This window comes from Bacillus bingmayongensis (assembly GCF_000299035.1).
Taxonomy (GTDB): domain Bacteria; phylum Bacillota; class Bacilli; order Bacillales; family Bacillaceae_G; genus Bacillus_A; species Bacillus_A bingmayongensis.
Genome location: NZ_AKCS01000019.1, coordinates 12,259 through 30,260 on the forward strand (window position 1 = coordinate 12,259; position 18,002 = coordinate 30,260).

19 protein-coding genes and 1 other annotated feature are annotated in these 18,002 nt (G+C 39.4%); all 19 genes read left to right on the forward strand.

The genetic code is table 11. The annotated features are described in order from the left end of the window. Positions 1–143: 143 nt before the first annotated feature. The 19 genes from cysE to rpsG all read left to right on the forward strand — a co-directional run bounded on the left by cysE (position 144) and on the right by rpsG (position 17,914). Entirely contained in the window at positions 144–809 is a 666-nt protein-coding gene (gene cysE / locus Y7E_RS0104460) for a serine O-acetyltransferase (RefSeq protein WP_017150112.1), read from the forward strand. After that, positions 790–2,187, forward strand: a complete 1,398-nt coding sequence (cysS, locus tag Y7E_RS0104465) for a cysteine--tRNA ligase (RefSeq protein ID WP_017150113.1) — start codon at positions 790–792, stop codon at positions 2,185–2,187. The genes cysE and cysS overlap by 20 nt, the downstream gene beginning before the upstream one ends. Before the next feature lie 2 nt (positions 2,188–2,189). Beyond that, a complete protein-coding gene (locus Y7E_RS0104470; protein WP_017150114.1) occupies positions 2,190–2,597 on the forward strand; it encodes a Mini-ribonuclease 3 in 408 nt (135 codons plus the stop codon). Next, positions 2,594–3,337, forward strand: a complete 744-nt coding sequence (gene rlmB, locus Y7E_RS0104475) for a 23S rRNA (guanosine(2251)-2'-O)-methyltransferase RlmB (RefSeq protein WP_017150115.1) — start codon at positions 2,594–2,596, stop codon at positions 3,335–3,337. The genes Y7E_RS0104470 and rlmB overlap by 4 nt, the downstream gene beginning before the upstream one ends. A 2-nt stretch (positions 3,338–3,339) precedes the next feature. Next, a complete protein-coding gene (locus Y7E_RS0104480; protein WP_017150116.1) occupies positions 3,340–3,852 on the forward strand; it encodes an NYN domain-containing protein in 513 nt (170 codons plus the stop codon). Between the two features lie 67 nt (positions 3,853–3,919). Continuing rightward, positions 3,920–4,579, forward strand: a complete 660-nt coding sequence (locus Y7E_RS0104485; RefSeq protein ID WP_003194323.1) for an RNA polymerase factor sigma-70 — start codon at positions 3,920–3,922, stop codon at positions 4,577–4,579. Positions 4,580–4,710: 131 nt separating this feature from the next. Continuing rightward, on the forward strand, positions 4,711–4,857 hold the full coding sequence (rpmG, locus tag Y7E_RS31360) for a 50S ribosomal protein L33 (RefSeq protein WP_002055487.1): 147 nt from the start codon (positions 4,711–4,713) through the stop codon (positions 4,855–4,857). Between the two features lie 32 nt (positions 4,858–4,889). Beyond that, positions 4,890–5,069: a preprotein translocase subunit SecE gene (gene secE / locus Y7E_RS0104490; RefSeq protein WP_003194325.1), complete on the forward strand. Its 180-nt coding sequence runs from the start codon at positions 4,890–4,892 to the stop codon at positions 5,067–5,069. A gap of 131 nt (positions 5,070–5,200) precedes the next feature. After that, the gene (nusG, locus tag Y7E_RS0104495; protein WP_000415795.1) at positions 5,201–5,734 is read left to right on the forward strand and encodes a transcription termination/antitermination protein NusG; all 534 of its coding nucleotides are present in this window, start codon (positions 5,201–5,203) and stop codon (positions 5,732–5,734) included. Between the two features lie 169 nt (positions 5,735–5,903). Then, the gene (gene rplK / locus Y7E_RS0104500) at positions 5,904–6,329 is read left to right on the forward strand and encodes a 50S ribosomal protein L11 (protein WP_001085872.1); all 426 of its coding nucleotides are present in this window, start codon (positions 5,904–5,906) and stop codon (positions 6,327–6,329) included. Between the two features lie 180 nt (positions 6,330–6,509). Next, positions 6,510–7,202 carry a 50S ribosomal protein L1 gene (gene rplA / locus Y7E_RS0104505; RefSeq protein ID WP_003205496.1) on the forward strand — a complete coding sequence of 231 codons (693 nt, stop codon included), beginning with the start codon at positions 6,510–6,512 and terminating at the stop codon, positions 7,200–7,202. Positions 7,203–7,251: 49 nt separating this feature from the next. Further along, positions 7,252–7,395, forward strand: a sequence feature (ribosomal protein L10 leader region). A gap of 40 nt (positions 7,396–7,435) precedes the next feature. After that, positions 7,436–7,936 (forward strand): 50S ribosomal protein L10, encoded by a 501-nt coding sequence (rplJ, locus tag Y7E_RS0104510; RefSeq protein ID WP_017150118.1) that lies wholly within the window; start codon positions 7,436–7,438, stop codon positions 7,934–7,936. A gap of 67 nt (positions 7,937–8,003) precedes the next feature. After that, positions 8,004–8,363 carry a 50S ribosomal protein L7/L12 gene (rplL, locus tag Y7E_RS0104515; protein WP_017150119.1) on the forward strand — a complete coding sequence of 120 codons (360 nt, stop codon included), beginning with the start codon at positions 8,004–8,006 and terminating at the stop codon, positions 8,361–8,363. A gap of 75 nt (positions 8,364–8,438) precedes the next feature. Continuing rightward, positions 8,439–9,038, forward strand: coding sequence for a class I SAM-dependent methyltransferase (locus tag Y7E_RS0104520; protein ID WP_017150120.1), 600 nt, complete (start codon positions 8,439–8,441; stop codon positions 9,036–9,038). A 290-nt stretch (positions 9,039–9,328) separates the two neighbouring features. Next, positions 9,329–12,862: a DNA-directed RNA polymerase subunit beta gene (rpoB, locus tag Y7E_RS0104525; RefSeq protein ID WP_017150121.1), complete on the forward strand. Its 3,534-nt coding sequence runs from the start codon at positions 9,329–9,331 to the stop codon at positions 12,860–12,862. Positions 12,863–12,899: 37 nt separating this feature from the next. Beyond that, the gene (gene rpoC / locus Y7E_RS0104530) at positions 12,900–16,514 is read left to right on the forward strand and encodes a DNA-directed RNA polymerase subunit beta' (protein ID WP_017150122.1); all 3,615 of its coding nucleotides are present in this window, start codon (positions 12,900–12,902) and stop codon (positions 16,512–16,514) included. Between the two features lie 113 nt (positions 16,515–16,627). Beyond that, positions 16,628–16,876, forward strand: coding sequence for a 50S ribosomal protein L7ae-like protein (locus Y7E_RS0104535; protein ID WP_017150123.1), 249 nt, complete (start codon positions 16,628–16,630; stop codon positions 16,874–16,876). Positions 16,877–16,991: 115 nt separating this feature from the next. Next, a complete protein-coding gene (rpsL, locus tag Y7E_RS0104540) occupies positions 16,992–17,414 on the forward strand; it encodes a 30S ribosomal protein S12 (RefSeq protein ID WP_011983241.1) in 423 nt (140 codons plus the stop codon). Between the two features lie 29 nt (positions 17,415–17,443). Further along, complete coding sequence (rpsG, locus tag Y7E_RS0104545; protein ID WP_001137493.1) at positions 17,444–17,914, forward strand: 30S ribosomal protein S7; 471 nt, start codon at positions 17,444–17,446, stop codon at positions 17,912–17,914. Positions 17,915–18,002: the final 88 nt, after the last annotated feature.

Below are 18,002 nucleotides of genomic sequence, written 5' to 3' on the forward strand. Positions count from 1 at the left end.
CTAATCGGGCCTTTACGGATAGTCTATTTCCAACCTAACTTTTTGCTTGTGCTGAAATGTTGAGGGAGGAGTATGATTGTCCGCCAATAGCGGGGTAAATCGGTTCACTCAGAAAAGTAGCCCATAAAGGGGAGGGGATATCGATGTTTAAGAGACTTCGAGAGGATATTGAAGTCGTTTTTGAACAAGATCCAGCGGCGCGAAGTTATTTCGAGGTCATTTTAACTTACTCTGGATTACATGCAGTTTGGGCACACCGAATTGCACATGCCTTTTATAAACGGAATTTTTTCTTTATTGCACGTTGGATTTCACAAGTTAGTCGTTTTTTTACCGGTATTGAGATTCATCCAGGAGCCACAATTGGTCGCCGTTTTTTTATTGACCATGGTATGGGAGTTGTTATTGGGGAGACATGTGAAATTGGAGACAATGTAACAATTTATCAAGGAGTTACATTAGGTGGTACAGGGAAAGAAAAAGGAAAAAGGCATCCAACAATCCAAGATAACGTACTTATTGCAACTGGTGCAAAAGTACTTGGATCCATTACAGTTGGAGAAAATTCCAAAATTGGTGCAGGATCCGTTGTATTAAAAGAAGTTCCTGCGCATTCGACAGTTGTAGGTATACCTGGTCGTGTCGTAATTCAAAATGGAGTAAAGATAGGCCAGGAATTGAACCATTCAGATCTTCCGGATCCAATTTTCGATAAATTAAAAGTGATGGAAGCTGAACTTGAAAAATTAAAAAAGCAACTTGAAGTAAAAGTGGAAAGGAAGGATGAAAATGACTATTCACATTTATAATACGTTAACGCGTCAGAAAGAGGAGTTTATTCCTTTAGAAGAAAATAAAGTGAAGATGTATGTATGCGGACCGACGGTATACAACTATATTCATATTGGGAATGCAAGACCACCTATGGTATTTGATACAGTACGTCGCTATCTAGAGTATAAAGGGTATGAGGTGCAGTATGTTTCCAATTTTACGGATGTAGATGATAAGTTAATTAAAGCGGCAAATGAATTAGGAGAAGATGTTCCAACAATTGCGAATCGCTTTGTTGAAGCGTACTTTGAAGATGTAACTGCATTAGGTTGCAAGCATGCTACAGTTCATCCTCGTGTAACAGAAAATATGGATATCATTATTGAGTTTATTGAGGAACTTGTGAAAAAAGGATATGCATATGAATCTGAAGGTGATGTTTATTACAAAACGAAAGAATTTGAAGGCTATGGCAAATTGTCTCATCAACCAATTGCAGATCTGCGCCATGGTGCACGTATTGAAGTTGGGGAAAAGAAACAAGATCCACTTGACTTTGCCTTATGGAAGTCGGCAAAGGAAGGCGAAATCTTCTGGGAGAGTCCGTGGGGAAAAGGCCGTCCAGGATGGCACATTGAATGCTCTGCAATGGCGCGCAAATATTTAGGTGATACAATTGATATTCATGCTGGTGGGCAAGATTTAGCATTCCCTCACCATGAAAATGAAATCGCTCAATCAGAAGCATTGACTGGAAAAACATTTGCACGTTACTGGATGCATAATGGATATATTAATATTAATAATGAAAAAATGTCTAAATCATTAGGGAACTTCATTTTAGTTCATGACATTATTAAACAATATAATCCGCAGTTGATTCGTTTCTTTATGTTATCTGTACATTATCGTCATCCAATCAACTTTAGTGAAGAGTTATTACAGAGTACGAATAATGGATTAGAACGTATTAAAACAGCTTACGGTAACTTAAAGCACCGTATGGAAAGTAGCACAGATTTAACAGACCATAATGAAAAATGGTTAGCTGAAGTAGAAAAATTCCAGTTGGCATTTGAAGAAGCGATGAACGATGATTTTAATACAGCAAATGCGATAACAGAGTTATATAATTTAGCAAACCATGCAAATCAATACCTATTGGAAGAGCATACATCAAAAGCTGTAATTGGAGCGTATGTAAAACAATTTGAAACGTTATTCGGTATCTTAGGATTAGAATTAACAAAAGAAGAATTGCTTGATGAAGAGATTGAGGCATTAATTCAAAAACGTATTGAGGCTCGTAAAAATCGCGACTTTGCACTGTCTGATCAAATTCGTGATGATTTAAAAGAGCGTAATATTATTTTAGAAGATACCGCTCAAGGTACAAGATGGAAAAGAGGATAAGCATGATTGATGCAAAGCAATTAAACAGCTTAGCGTTAGCATATATGGGTGATGCGGTATACGAACAATATATCCGCTATCACCTCCTTCAAAAAGGAACGGTTCGTCCTAACCAATTACATCGTTTAGGGACAAGCTTTGTTTCGGCGAAAGCACAAGCAAAAGTTGTTTATCATTTACTAGAAACAGCATTTTTGACAGAGGAAGAAGAAGCGGTCTTAAGAAGAGGACGTAATGCAAATTCGGGTTCTGTTCCTAAAAATACGGATGTGCAAACATATCGCTACAGTACTGCCTTCGAGGCACTACTTGGTTATCATTATTTATTGAACAATAGCGAAAGATTGGAAGAACTTGTATATAAAGCGATTGATGTTTTAGAAACGAAGGAAGGGGGCACATCAATATGAGTAGTGAATATATTATCGGACGTAACCCTGTAATTGAAGCGTTACGATCAGGACGAGATATTAATAAAATTTGGATCGCAGAAGGTGCTGCCAAAGGGCAAGTACAAATCGTATTAGCATTAGCAAAAGAGAATAAGATTATTTTGCAACATGCACCAAAGAAAAAATTAGACCAACTTGTCGAAGGAAATCATCAAGGTGTAATCGCGCAAGTAGCAGCCTATCAATATGCAGAATTAGAGGATTTATTTGAAGTGGCTGCTAAGCGTAATGAAGATCCTTTCTTCTTAATTCTTGATGAAATTGAAGACCCTCATAACTTAGGGTCTATTATGCGTACGGCAGATGCAACTGGGGCCCATGGGATTATTATTCCGAAGCGAAGAGCTGTAGGGTTAACGGCATCGGTTGCAAAAGCTTCGACAGGAGCAATTGAATATATTCCTGTTGCTCGCGTGACAAACTTATCTCGAACAATTGATGATTTAAAAGAGCGCGGTCTTTGGATTGCGGGTACAGATGCAAGAGGGAAAACGGATTACCGTAATTTAGATGGTAATATGCCAATCGGATTAGTAATTGGTAGTGAAGGAAAAGGTATGAGCCGTATTATTGGTGAAAAGTGTGATTTCTTAATCAACTTGCCGATGGTTGGTAAAGTTACATCCTTAAATGCTTCAGTAGCTGCAAGTCTGTTAATGTATGAGGTATATCGCAAACGTCACCAAATCGGTGAGTGAAAATGAATGATATCTTAATCGTTGATGGTTACAACATTATTGGGGCTTGGAGAGACTTGAAAAAATTGAGGGATGTAGATTTACAGGCATCAAGGGATGCGCTAATTGATAAGATGGCGGATTATCAAGGTTACACAGGAACAAGAGTAATGATTGTATTTGATGCTTATACAGTTCAAGGAATTGAAAAAAAGATGAAGCAATCGCGTGTTGAAGTTATTTTCACAAGAAAAAATCAAACCGCTGATGAAAAAATTGAACAACTCGCGATTGAACTTCGCAACATTAATACACAAATTTATGTTGCGACTTCTGATTATACGGAGCAGTGGGTTATTTTTGCACAAGGAGCGCTTAGGAAGTCAGCCCGTGAACTAGAAATAGAGGTACAGGCAATGGAACAACAAGTGCGCCATCAAACGCAAGAGGTAAAAGAGAAACAACCAGCTATGCGAACGATATTTAGTAAGGATATTACAGAAAAATTAGAAAAATTAAGGCGGGGAGAGCGTTGAAGCATTGACGCTCTTCAAGCGCTTACTGTATAATATTTCTAAATAAATAGCGGTCGGAGGGATCAGAGTGGAAACAGGCTTCGTAAGTACCAACAACGTTACGTTTCGCGATTTAGAGGATGAGGCGATAGTTGAGTTAGTTCGAAAAGGTAATATTGATGCTCTTGAATATTTAATTCACAAGTACAAGAACTTTGTTCGTGCAAAATCAAGATCGTATTTTTTAGTAGGTGCCGATCGAGAGGATATTGTTCAAGAAGGTATGATTGGATTATTTAAAGCCATTCGTGATTATAAAGAGGACAAGTTATCTTCTTTTAAAGCATTTGCTGAACTATGTATTACTCGTCAAATTATTACTGCTATTAAGACAGCAACGAGACAAAAACATATTCCTTTAAATTCGTATGTTTCTTTAGACAAACCGATTTACGATGAGGAATCTGATCGTACGCTATTAGATGTTATTTCAGAAGCAAAGGTGACTGATCCTGAAGAGATGATTATTAGTCAGGAAGAATATACCGACATAGAACTAAAAATATCTGAATTATTAAGCGATTTAGAAAGGAAAGTGCTTTCTTTATACTTAGATGGTCGTTCTTATCAAGAAATCTCAGAGCAGTTAAATAGGCATGTAAAGTCCATTGATAATGCTCTGCAGCGTGTGAAAAGAAAGCTTGAACGATATATGGAGATGAGAGAAAATACAACTTTAAACTCATAGTGTGTATGTCGCAGGGGGAAAATAATTCTCCTGCTTCCTTTTTGTAAGGTAGTAAGCGGCATGTCATTGACATTGTCTTTTATTGTATGATACATTTTTAGGGACATAATGTTACAAGGTTGGTGTAACAAATGAGGAAAAAAGTTGTACTCTCATGTGAAGAGTGTAAGAACCGAAACTACTCCACAATGAAAGATACGAGCTCAGTAGAGCGACTTGAGATAAAGAAATTTTGTAAAACATGCAATATGCATACAGTTCATAAGGAAACAAAATAAATAATCGAAACAATACACTGGAGGTCCCGTAAATGCGTTTGACGAACTTTTTCGGCGATGTAGGTCGCGAAATGAAAAAAGTAAGTTGGCCTAAGAAAGATGAATTACTTCGTTCGACAGCTACTGTTATTGCGACAGTTGTGTTTTTTGCAGTTTTCTTTGCAGTAGTTGACATGGGTATTTCTTCTTTAATTCGGTTAATTCTTGGTTAATTCTTGAATAAGAAGCACTTATCCATGATATAATGTTATTTATACGAACTGTGTAAAAGCCCGATGAACGGGTTTTTTCATTTGCACAAAAAAATGTACGTCAGGGAGGGAAGGACGCTCGTCCTAAATGAATGGAAAAAAGTTGGTATGTTGTCCATACTTATTCTGGATATGAAAATAAAGTAAAAGCAAACCTAGAGAAACGTGTAGAATCAATGGGAATGCAAGATAAAATTTTCCGTGTTGTTGTTCCAGAAGAAGTAGAAGTAGAAATGAAAAACGGAAAAGAAAAATTAACAAAAAGAAAAGTATTCCCAGGTTATGTATTAGTTGAACTAATTATGACTGATGATTCTTGGTATGTTGTTCGTAATACACCGGGTGTAACAGGTTTTGTTGGATCTTCTGGATCAGGTTCAAAACCATCTCCTTTATTAGAGGAGGAAGTTGTTACCATTATGAAGCATATGGGAATGGACAATGAAGTGGTTGATTTCGACTTTGAACTTCATGAAACAGTACGTGTAAATGAAGGGCCATTCGCGAACTATACAGGTGCAATCGAAGAGATTGACATGGAAAAACAAAAGGTAAGAGTGCTTGTAGATATGTTTGGTCGTGAAACACCGGTTGAGCTTGATTTCCATCAAATTGAAAAATTATAAAATGAAACTTGAAATGAATTGTAAAAAGTGATAATATCTTTTAAGTCAGTACGTCTTCGGTAACGGAGACGTTTTTTGAAAAAGATTTTATCGTTACAGATAAAATATGAAGTGGGAGGGCAAATCACTGCCCAATTGACCACATCACGGACTTAAGGAGGTGTGTCTCGTGGCTAAAAAGGTAATTAAAATGGTAAAACTTCAAATTCCTGCAGGTAAAGCTAACCCAGCTCCACCAGTTGGTCCAGCATTAGGACAAGCGGGTGTTAACATCATGGGCTTCTGTAAAGAGTTCAACGCTCGTACAGCAGATCAAGCTGGTCTTATCATTCCTGTTGAAATTACGGTATTCGAAGACCGTTCATTCACTTTCATTACTAAAACTCCTCCTGCTGCTGTTCTTCTTAAGAAAGTAGCTGGTATCGAGTCTGGTTCTGGTGAACCAAACCGTAATAAAGTGGCAACTGTTAAGCGTGATAAAGTACGCGAAATCGCTGAAACTAAAATGCCTGACCTAAACGCTGCTAGCGTAGAAGCTGCAATGCGTATGGTTGAAGGTACTGCGCGCAGTATGGGTATCGTTATCGAAGACTAATTCGATTTGTTTTTTGTAAAAAAGGTTGCGGGTCTGGAATTCCAATTCGCAACCTTTATTATCGTAAATGAGTATCGTTTTTAAATAAATGGATGGGCGCACATCCTCGGGGTTTCCCGAAATGAAGGCGTAAACGTGGGAGGTTATTCCGCTAAAACCACATTCAAGGAGGAAATAAACATGGCTAAAAGAGGTAAAAAGTACGTAGAAGCTGCGAAGCTTGTTGATCGTGCAACTGCTTACTCTGCAACAGAAGCAGTAGAATTAGTAAAGAAAACAAACACAGCTAAATTTGATGCAACTGTAGAAGCTGCATTCCGTTTAGGTGTTGACCCTAAGAAAGCTGACCAACAAATTCGTGGTGCAGTTGTTCTTCCACACGGTACTGGTAAAGTACAACGTGTATTAGTATTCGCTAAAGGCGAAAAAGCAAAAGAAGCTGAAGCTGCTGGCGCTGACTTCGTAGGTGATACTGATTACATCGGTAAAATCCAACAAGGTTGGTTCGATTTCGATGTAGTAGTAGCAACTCCTGACATGATGGGTGAAGTTGGTAAACTTGGTCGCGTATTAGGACCTAAAGGTTTAATGCCAAACCCTAAAACTGGAACAGTTACTTTCGATGTAACAAAAGCTGTTAACGAAATCAAAGCTGGTAAAGTTGAATACCGCGTTGATAAAGCTGGTAACATCCATGTTCCAATCGGTAAAGTATCTTTCGAAGATGCTAAACTAGTAGAAAACTTCAAAACAATTGCTGATACGCTATTAAAAGCTAAACCAGCTGCTGCAAAAGGTACTTACATGAAGAATGCAACTGTTGCTTCTACAATGGGACCTGGCGTACGTGTAGACGTTTCTACAATCGCGTAAAAATTGGAAGTTGACTTCATAAAGAAGTTTTAATATAATCATTTATGTTGTGAATTTAAATAGTGTACCGTAGACAGTAGGTGCCAATTTGGCTTAATTTCCTACCTAGGTGTTAATATACGAAGCGGAATTTTTTTCTGTGACTATATGCCTCCATGTCTACAACTGGGCATGGAGGTTTTTTAGTGCACTTTCGGTACATCTTCTATATAATCTACAGGAGGTGTAATAACATGAGCAAAGCAATCGAAACTAAACAACAAGTTGTAACTGAAATCGCTGATAAACTTCGCGAAAGTAAATCTACAATCGTTGTTGACTACCGTGGTTTAACAGTATCTGAAGCAACTGAATTACGTAAGAACTTACGTGAGGCTGGCGTTGAGTTCAAAGTTTACAAAAACTCTTTAACTCGTCGTGCTGCAGAATCTGTTGAAATGGCTGAGTTAAACGAATTCTTAACAGGACCAAACGCAATCGCGTTCAGTAACGAGGATGTAGTTGCTCCTGCGAAAGTATTAAACGACTTCGCTAAAGATCATGAAGCTTTAGAAATTAAAGCGGGCGTAATCGAAGGTAAACTTGTAACACTTGATGAGGTTAAAGCTATTGCTACTCTTCCATCACGTGAGGGCTTACTTTCTATGCTTCTTAGCGTTCTTCAAGCTCCAATCCGTAACCTTGCACTTGCTACTAAAGCAGTTGCAGATCAAAAGGAAGAGCAAGGCGCTTAATTTTTTAAAAGATAATTACGTGTTATCGATAAAACAATACAAACCTATCTAAGGGAGGATATTTACAATGACTAAAGAACAAATCATTGAAGCAGTTAAATCTATGACTGTATTAGAACTTAACGACTTAGTAAAAGCTATCGAGGAAGAATTCGGCGTAACTGCTGCTGCTCCTGTAGCTGTTGTTGGTGGCGCTGGTGAAGCTGCTGCTGAGAAAACTGAATTTGACGTAGTACTTGAAAGTGCTGGCGGACAAAAAATCAAAGTTATCAAAGTTGTACGTGAAATCACTGGTCTTGGCTTAAAAGAAGCTAAAGAATTAGTTGACAACACTCCAAAAGCAATCAAAGAAGGCGCTTCTAAAGAAGAAGCTGAAGAAATGAAAGCTAAACTTGAAGAAGTTGGCGCTGCTGTAGAAGTTAAGTAATTAACTTTTGAAGCTTAAAAAAAGCTCGCTCTTATGCGGGCTTTTTTTTTAACTGTAAAGAAAAGAGGTGGCCATATGGCAGACCATTATTTTTCTAACGACCCTTCGAGCAAAAGTGATCGTAAACGATGGGAATATACATTGCGAGGATCTCAATTTGCTTTTTTATCTGATCATGGGGTATTTTCGAAAAACGAGGTGGACTTTGGTTCTCGTCTTTTAATTGAAGCGTTTCAAATGCCGGATATTAAAGGTGATGTATTAGACGTCGGATGTGGATACGGTCCGATCGGTTTGTCGTTAGCAAAAGAGTTTCAAGAGCGTAGTGTTCACATGGTGGATGTGAACGAAAGGGCACTTGGGCTTGCGAAAGAAAATGCTGCTAATAACAAAGTTGAAAACGTTCGTATTTTTCAAAGTAGCGTCTATGAAAATGTAGATGGCAAGTATGCTGCTATTCTATCTAATCCTCCAATTCGTGCCGGTAAACATATCGTGCATGAGATCTTAGAAAAAGCTGTGGATCATCTAGTACCAGGTGGGGAACTTTGGATTGTTATTCAGAAGAAACAAGGTGCACCATCTGCGCTTAAAAAACTAGAGGAAACATTTTCTGAAGTTGAGGTTGTAGAAAAGAAAAAAGGATATTATATCATAAAATCAAAAAAACGTTGACGGTTATTTTTGGCTATGTTAACATTATACAATGCCAATATATGATTTTCTGCGTTGAGAAAAATGTATATTTTTGTTTCTCTTGGAAAAGATAGTAAAATCAGCAGATTATGAAACAGAATGATGGTTTTCTTATAGAAGCCATTTTTCTTTTTTGAGCAGGTAGAAAGACTCAACGTATCTATCTTTGAGAGAAAAAGCTACGCTACTGGCGTTAGCTGTATTTATTTGTGATTTTGCACAAATTTTTTTGTGCATTTATAATACTCATGATTTGAGGGGTGAAGCAGTTGACAGGTCAACTAGTTCAATACGGACGCCACCGCCAACGAAGAAGTTATGCCCGTATTAGTGAAGTATTAGAGTTACCAAATCTTATCGAAATTCAAACCTCTTCTTATCAGTGGTTTCTTGATGAGGGTTTGCGAGAAATGTTCCAAGACATTTCTCCGATTGAAGACTTTACGGGAAATCTATCGCTTGAATTTATCGACTACAGCTTAGGTGAACCTAAATACTCTGTAGAAGAATGCAAAGAGCGTGATGTGACGTATGCAGCACCACTTCGTGTGAAAGTTCGTCTAATCAATAAGGAAACTGGTGAAGTAAAAGAACAAGATGTGTTCATGGGAGATTTCCCACTCATGACAGAGACAGGAACATTCGTAATTAACGGTGCAGAACGTGTTATCGTTTCCCAGTTAGTTCGCTCTCCAAGCGTATACTATAGTGGCAAAGTGGATAAAAACGGAAAACGTGGTTTTACTGCTACTGTAATTCCAAACCGCGGAGCTTGGTTAGAGTATGAAACAGATGCTAAGGATGTTGTATATGTGCGTATCGACCGTACGCGTAAACTTCCTGTAACTGTTTTGTTACGCGCATTAGGGTTTGGCTCTGATCAAGAAATCACCGAGCTTTTAGGTGATAACGAATACTTAAGCAATACGCTAGAAAAAGACAACACAGATAGTACAGAAAAAGCATTGCTTGAAATTTATGAGCGTCTACGCCCAGGTGAACCACCAACAGTAGAAAATGCGAAAAGCTTGCTTGTTTCTCGCTTCTTTGATCCAAAGCGCTACGATTTAGCAAATGTAGGTCGCTACAAGATCAACAAAAAGCTACACATTAAAAACAGATTGTTTAACCAACGCTTAGCTGAAACATTAGTAGATCCAGAAACTGGAGAGATTTTAGCAGCAGAAGGAACAGTCTTAGACCGCCGTACACTAGATCGCATTTTACCTTACTTAGAGAAAAACATTGGATTCAAGACAGCGAAACCAATGGGTGGAGTGGTAGAAGGCGATGTTGAGCTGCAATCTATTAAGATCTATGCTCCAGAGTCAGACGGTGAACGTTCTATCAATGTAATTGGGAATGCAAATATCACTCGTGATGTAAAACACATCACACCAGGCGATATCCTTGCTTCTATTAGCTACTTCTTTAACTTACTATACAAAGTAGGGGATACAGATGATATTGACCATTTAGGAAACCGTCGTCTGCGTTCTGTAGGGGAGTTATTACAAAACCAATTCCGTATCGGTCTTTCTCGTATGGAACGTGTTGTTCGTGAGAGAATGTCGATTCAAGATACAAATGCAATTACACCGCAAGCGTTAATTAACATTCGTCCGGTTATTGCATCTATTAAAGAGTTCTTCGGAAGTTCTCAGTTATCTCAGTTCATGGACCAAACAAACCCATTAGCAGAGTTAACACACAAACGAAGACTATCTGCATTAGGACCTGGTGGTTTAACACGTGAGCGTGCAGGCTTTGAAGTACGTGACGTTCACTACTCTCACTATGGTCGTATGTGTCCAATCGAAACGCCAGAGGGACCAAACATCGGTTTGATCAACTCATTATCTTCATTCGCGAAAGTAAATGAGTTTGGTTTCATTGAAACACCATACCGTCGTGTTGACCCAGAAACTGGTCTTGTAACGGGCCATGTTGATTACTTAACAGCAGATGAAGAAGATAATTATGTTGTAGCCCAAGCGAATATGAAATTATCTGAAGAAGGGGAATTCCTTGATGAGGATATCGTAGCTCGTTTCCGTGGTGAAAACATTGTCACAAATAAAGAGCGCATCGACTACATGGATGTATCTCCAAAGCAAGTAGTGTCTGCAGCGACAGCTTGTATTCCGTTCTTAGAAAACGATGACTCCAACCGTGCACTTATGGGTGCGAACATGCAACGTCAGGCGGTTCCGTTAATGAATCCGGAATCTCCGATTGTAGGTACAGGTATGGAGTACGTATCAGCAAAAGACTCAGGTGCTGCAGTAATCTGTAAACACCCTGGTACTGTTGAACGCGTAGAAGCACGTGAAGTTTGGGTACGCCGTTATGTAGAAGTTGACGGTCAAAAAGTAAAAGGCGATTTAGATCGCTACAAAATGTTGAAATTCATTCGTTCTAACCAAGGAACTTGTTACAACCAACGTCCAATCGTAAGTGTTGGAGATGAAGTTGTAAAAGGTGAAATCCTAGCGGATGGTCCTTCTATGGAAAAAGGTGAATTAGCACTTGGACGTAACGTGCTTGTTGGCTTCATGACATGGGATGGTTATAACTACGAGGATGCGATCATTATGAGTGAGCGCCTTGTAAAAGATGATGTGTACACTTCTATCCATATTGAAGAATATGAATCAGAAGCTCGTGATACGAAACTTGGACCAGAAGAAATCACACGTGATATCCCGAACGTTGGGGAAGATGCACTTCGCAACCTTGACGAACGCGGTATTATTCGCATCGGTGCTGAAGTAAAAGACGGAGACCTACTTGTTGGTAAAGTAACGCCAAAAGGTGTAACAGAATTAACAGCAGAAGAACGTTTATTACATGCAATCTTCGGTGAGAAAGCGCGTGAAGTACGTGATACATCACTACGTGTACCACACGGTGGTGGCGGTATTATCTTAGACGTAAAAGTGTTTAACCGTGAAGATGGCGATGAATTGCCACCAGGTGTGAACCAACTTGTACGTGCGTATATCGTTCAAAAACGTAAAATTTCTGAAGGTGACAAGATGGCCGGTCGTCACGGTAACAAAGGTGTTATCTCCCGTATTTTACCGGAAGAAGATATGCCATACTTACCAGATGGGACACCAATTGATATCATGTTGAACCCATTAGGGGTACCATCTCGTATGAATATCGGTCAGGTATTAGAGCTTCATCTTGGTATGGCAGCAAGATACCTTGGTATCCATGTTGCAACACCAGTATTCGATGGTGCTCGTGAGGAAGATGTATGGGGTACAATCGAGGAAGCTGGTATGGCGAATGACGCGAAAACAATCCTGTATGATGGACGTACTGGTGAGCCGTTCGACAACCGCGTATCTGTTGGTGTCATGTATATGATCAAACTTGCGCACATGGTTGACGATAAACTTCATGCTCGTTCTACTGGACCATACTCACTTGTAACGCAACAACCTCTTGGAGGTAAAGCACAATTCGGTGGACAACGTTTCGGTGAGATGGAGGTTTGGGCACTTGAAGCTTACGGTGCTGCTTATACTCTTCAAGAAATCTTAACAGTTAAGTCTGACGATGTTGTCGGACGTGTTAAGACGTACGAAGCGATTGTTAAAGGCGAAAATGTTCCAGAACCAGGCGTTCCAGAGTCATTCAAAGTATTGATTAAAGAGCTACAAAGCTTAGGTATGGACGTTAAAATGATGTCTAGCGACGATACAGAAATTGAAATGCGTGATACGGAAGATGATGATGATCATCAATCAGCAGACAAATTAAATATCGAAGTTGAGACAACTAAGGAATAATTGGGATAACCTGTAGACTAAAAGGGAGGTAGGCCCCTTGATAGATGTAAATAACTTTGAATATATGAAGATTGGACTTGCTTCGCCTGACAAGATTCGTTCTTGGTCATACGGTGAAGTTAAGAAACCAGAAACAATTAACTATCGTACATTAAAGCCTGAAAAAGATGGCTTGTTCTGTGAGCGTATTTTCGGACCACAAAAGGACTGGGAATGTCATTGTGGAAAATATAAACGTGTACGTTATAAAGGTGTAGTTTGTGATCGATGTGGCGTAGAAGTAACGCGTGCGAAAGTACGTCGTGAACGTATGGGTCATATTGAATTAGCTGCTCCTGTATCTCATATTTGGTATTTCAAAGGTATCCCGAGCCGCATGGGACTTGTCTTAGACATGTCCCCTCGCGCGCTTGAAGAAGTAATTTATTTCGCTTCTTATGTTGTAACAGAAAGTGGAGATACACCACTTGATAAGAAGCAATTGCTTTCTGAAAAAGAATACCGTGCATATCGTGATCGATATGGCAGCACATTCCAAGCTGCTATGGGTGCAGAAGCGATTAAGAAGTTATTACAAGACATCGATTTAGATAAAGAAGTAGACTTCTTAAAAGAAGAATTAAAAACAGCACAAGGACAACGTCGTACTCGTGCTATTAAACGTCTAGAAGTATTAGAAGCATTCCGTAACTCTGGAAACGAGCCATCTTGGATGATTTTGGATGTTCTTCCAGTTATTCCACCAGAACTACGCCCGATGGTACAGTTAGATGGTGGACGTTTTGCGACTTCTGACTTAAACGACTTATATCGTCGTGTAATTAACCGTAACAACCGTTTAAAACGTCTGTTGGACTTAGGTGCACCAAGCATCATCGTTCAAAACGAAAAACGTATGTTACAAGAAGCTGTAGACGCATTAATCGATAATGGTCGTCGTGGCCGTCCAGTTACTGGACCAGGTAACCGTCCATTAAAATCACTATCTCACATGCTAAAAGGTAAACAAGGACGTTTCCGTCAAAACTTATTAGGTAAACGTGTTGACTACTCTGGTCGTTCCGTTATCGTTGTAGGACCAAACTTAAAAATGTATCAATGTGGATTACCGAAAGAGATGGCACTTGAATTGTTCAAACCTTTCGTTATGAAAGATTTAGTAGAAAAAGGATTAGCACACAACATTAAGAGTGCGAAACGTAAAATCGAGCGTGTACAACCTGAAGTTTGGGATGTTTTAGAATCTGTAATTAAAGAACACCCAGTACTTCTAAACCGTGCTCCAACGCTTCACCGTCTTGGTATCCAAGCGTTCGAACCTACATTAGTAGAAGGACGCGCAATCCGTCTTCATCCACTTGTATGTACTGCATATAACGCGGACTTTGATGGTGACCAAATGGCGGTTCACGTTCCGTTATCATCAGAAGCACAAGCAGAAGCTCGTCTTCTTATGTTAGCAGCACAAAACATCTTGAACCCGAAAGATGGAAAACCAGTTGTTACACCATCTCAGGATATGGTATTAGGTAACTATTACTTAACACTTGAGCGCGAGGGTGCAATTGGTGAAGGTATGGTGTTCAAAGATGCAAATGAAGCATTGCTTGCGTATCAAAATGGATATGTACATCTTCATACTCGTGTCGCAGTTGCTGCAAGCTCTGTGAACAACAATGAAACATTTACTGAAGAGCAAAAAGGCAAGCTTCTATTAACAACAGTTGGTAAATTAATATTTAACGAAATCTTACCGAAGTCGTTCCCTTATATTAATGAACCGACAAATTCAAACCTTGAAAAAGAAACACCAGCGAAATATTTCGTTGAAAAAGGTGCGAACATTAAAGAAATTATTGCTAGTCGCGAAGAAGTGGCACCATTTAGCAAGAAAATCCTTGGTAACATCATTGCGGAAGTGTTTAAACGTTTCAAAATTACAGAAACGTCTCGTATGCTTGACCGTATGAAGAACTTAGGATTCAAATACTCTACAAAAGCTGGTATTACAGTTGGGGTAGCCGACATTCTTGTATTAGGTGAAAAAGATGAAATTCTCCACGAAGCACAAGCAAAAGTAGATAAAGTAATTAAACAATTCCGTCGCGGTTTAATCACGGAAGAAGAACGTTACGATCGCGTTATCTCTATTTGGAGTAATGCGAAAGATGTTATCCAAGGAAAACTGATGAAATCCTTGAATAAACGCAACCCAATCTTCATGATGAGTGACTCTGGTGCCCGTGGTAACGCATCGAACTTCACTCAGCTTGCTGGTATGCGTGGTCTGATGGCCAACCCATCTGGTCGTATCATTGAACTTCCAATCAAATCAAGTTTCCGTGAAGGTTTAACAGTACTTGAGTACTTCATCTCTACGCATGGTGCGCGTAAAGGTCTTGCCGATACAGCACTTAAGACTGCCGATTCTGGTTACTTAACACGTCGTCTTGTAGACGTTGCACAAGATGTAATCGTTCGTGAAGACGATTGTGGAACAGATCGCGGCTTACTAATCGGTGCGATTAAAGAGGGCAATGAAGTAATCGAGTCATTATATGATCGTCTTGTAGGACGTTTTGCAAGAAAAACTGTAAAACATCCTGAAACAGGTGAAGTATTAGTTCGTGAAAATGAATTAATTACTGAAGATATCGCTCATATCGTTGAAAACTCAGGTGTGGAAACAGTACACATCCGTTCAGCGTTCACATGTAACACTCGCCACGGCGTATGTAAGAAATGTTACGGTCGTAACTTAGCAACTGGTACAGATGTAGAAGTAGGGGAAGCGGTAGGTATTATCGCAGCTCAATCTATTGGTGAGCCAGGTACACAGTTAACGATGCGTACATTCCATACAGGTGGGGTTGCCGGAGACGATATCACACAAGGTTTACCTCGTATCCAAGAGATCTTCGAAGCTCGTAATCCGAAAGGTCAGGCAGTTATCAGTGAAATCGACGGTGTTATCGCGGCGATCAACGATGTTAAAGATCGTCAAGAGGTAGTTGTACAAGGTGAGGTTGAAACTCGCACATATGCAATCCCTTACGGTGCTCGTCTGAAAGTAGCTCCAGGACAGCCAATTGGTCACGGGAAAGAGTTAACAGAAGGTTCTATTGATCCGAAAGAGTTACTAAAAGTAACGGACATTACAGCAGTTCAAGAATACTTACTACGCGAAGTTCAAAAAGTATACCGTATGCAAGGGGTAGAAATTGGTGACAAACACGTAGAGGTAATGGTTCGCCAAATGCTTCGTAAAGTTCGTGTAGTGGATGCTGGTGAAACAGATGTGTTACCAGGAACATTATTGGATATCCATCAGTTTACTGATGCGAATGCAAAAGTGTTGTTAACAGGTAAACAACCTGCAACAGCAAGACCAGTGCTTCTTGGTATTACAAAAGCTTCACTTGAAACAGATTCATTCTTATCTGCAGCGTCGTTCCAAGAAACAACTCGCGTTCTAACAGATGCAGCAATTAAAGGCAAACGCGATGAACTTCTAGGATTGAAAGAGAATGTTATTATCGGTAAACTTGTTCCAGCTGGAACAGGTATGAATCGTTATCGCAAAGTGGATCTTGTTAAATCAACACAAGATGACATGAATGTGGAAAACGATGAAGTTTATGTGGAACAGTAAAATTTTCCGTCGTAAATTTTGTATAAAAACAGATAATCCTAGTTGACATTGTATGAGTCAAAATGTTACTATAAGCAAGGTTGCTCCTGAACGATGCTTTGGAGGATATGTATATGTCTTATCAAAAAGTATCAAATGCGGAAAATGTAGTCGTTGGACATAAACGAACATTGGAAGCAATCAAAAATGGTACAGTTAAAGAAGTTGTCATTGCAGAAGATGCTGACATGCGGTTAACCCATGTGATTACTCGTACTGCATTGCAACATAACGTACCCATAACCAAAGTTGAATCTGTTTGTAAACTTGGAAAAGTTTCGGGGATTCAAGTGGGAGCTTCAGCAATAGGAATAATAAGTTAAAACTGTTTTTGTGAGGAGAGAGCATTTGCTCTCCCTTGCAAAAACTTTGTTTTCAACTAATAATGAACCACCTGGATATGTGGTCATACAAACATGCGAAGGGAGGATAACTCAAATGCCTACTATTAACCAATTAGTGAGAAAAGGTCGTACTGATAAAGTATGGAAATCTAAATCACCTGCGTTAAACAAAGGTTTCAACTCTTTAAAGAAAAAATCAACTGATATCTCTGCACCTCAAAAACGTGGTGTATGTACTCGTGTTGGTACAATGACTCCAAAGAAACCGAACTCAGCTTTACGTAAATATGCTCGTGTACGTTTAACAAATGGTATCGAGGTAACTGCATACATCCCAGGTATCGGTCATAACTTACAAGAACACAGCGTAGTATTAATTCGCGGTGGTCGTGTAAAAGACTTACCAGGGGTACGTTACCACATCGTTCGTGGTGCGCTTGACACAGCTGGTGTTGACAAGCGTATGCAAGGCCGTTCTAAATACGGTACTAAAAAACCAAAAGCAGCTAAGAAATAATAAAACTGAACTGAAAGGAGGAACTCAATATGCCTCGTAAAGGACCTGTTGCGAAACGTGACGTGTTACCAGATCCAATGTATAATTCTAAACTAGTAACGCGCCTAATCAACAAAATGATGGTTGACGGTAAAAAAGGTAAATCTCAAACAATTCTTTATAATGCGTTCGATATCGTTAGCGAACGTACTGGTAAAGAACCAATGGAAGTATTCGAGCAAGCTCTTAAGAACATTATGCCTGTTCTTGAAGTACGCGCTCGTCGTGTTGGTGGTGCTAACTACCAAGTTCCAGTTGAGGTTCGTCCAGAACGTCGTACAACTTTAGGTCTTCGTTGGTTAGTAAACTATGCTCGTCTTCGTGGTGAAAAAACTATGGAAGAGCGTCTTGCTAACGAAATCTTAGATGCAGCTAACAACGCTGGTGCATCTGTTAAGAAACGTGAAGACACTCATAAAATGGCAGAAGCTAACAAAGCATTTGCTCATTACCGTTGGTAGGATTCAACGTAAAATAAATGTAAGCATAGACCGCTTTATTTGTCACATATGGAAGTGTGGAGAGGGAGAATGCCTCTCCCTTTCATTG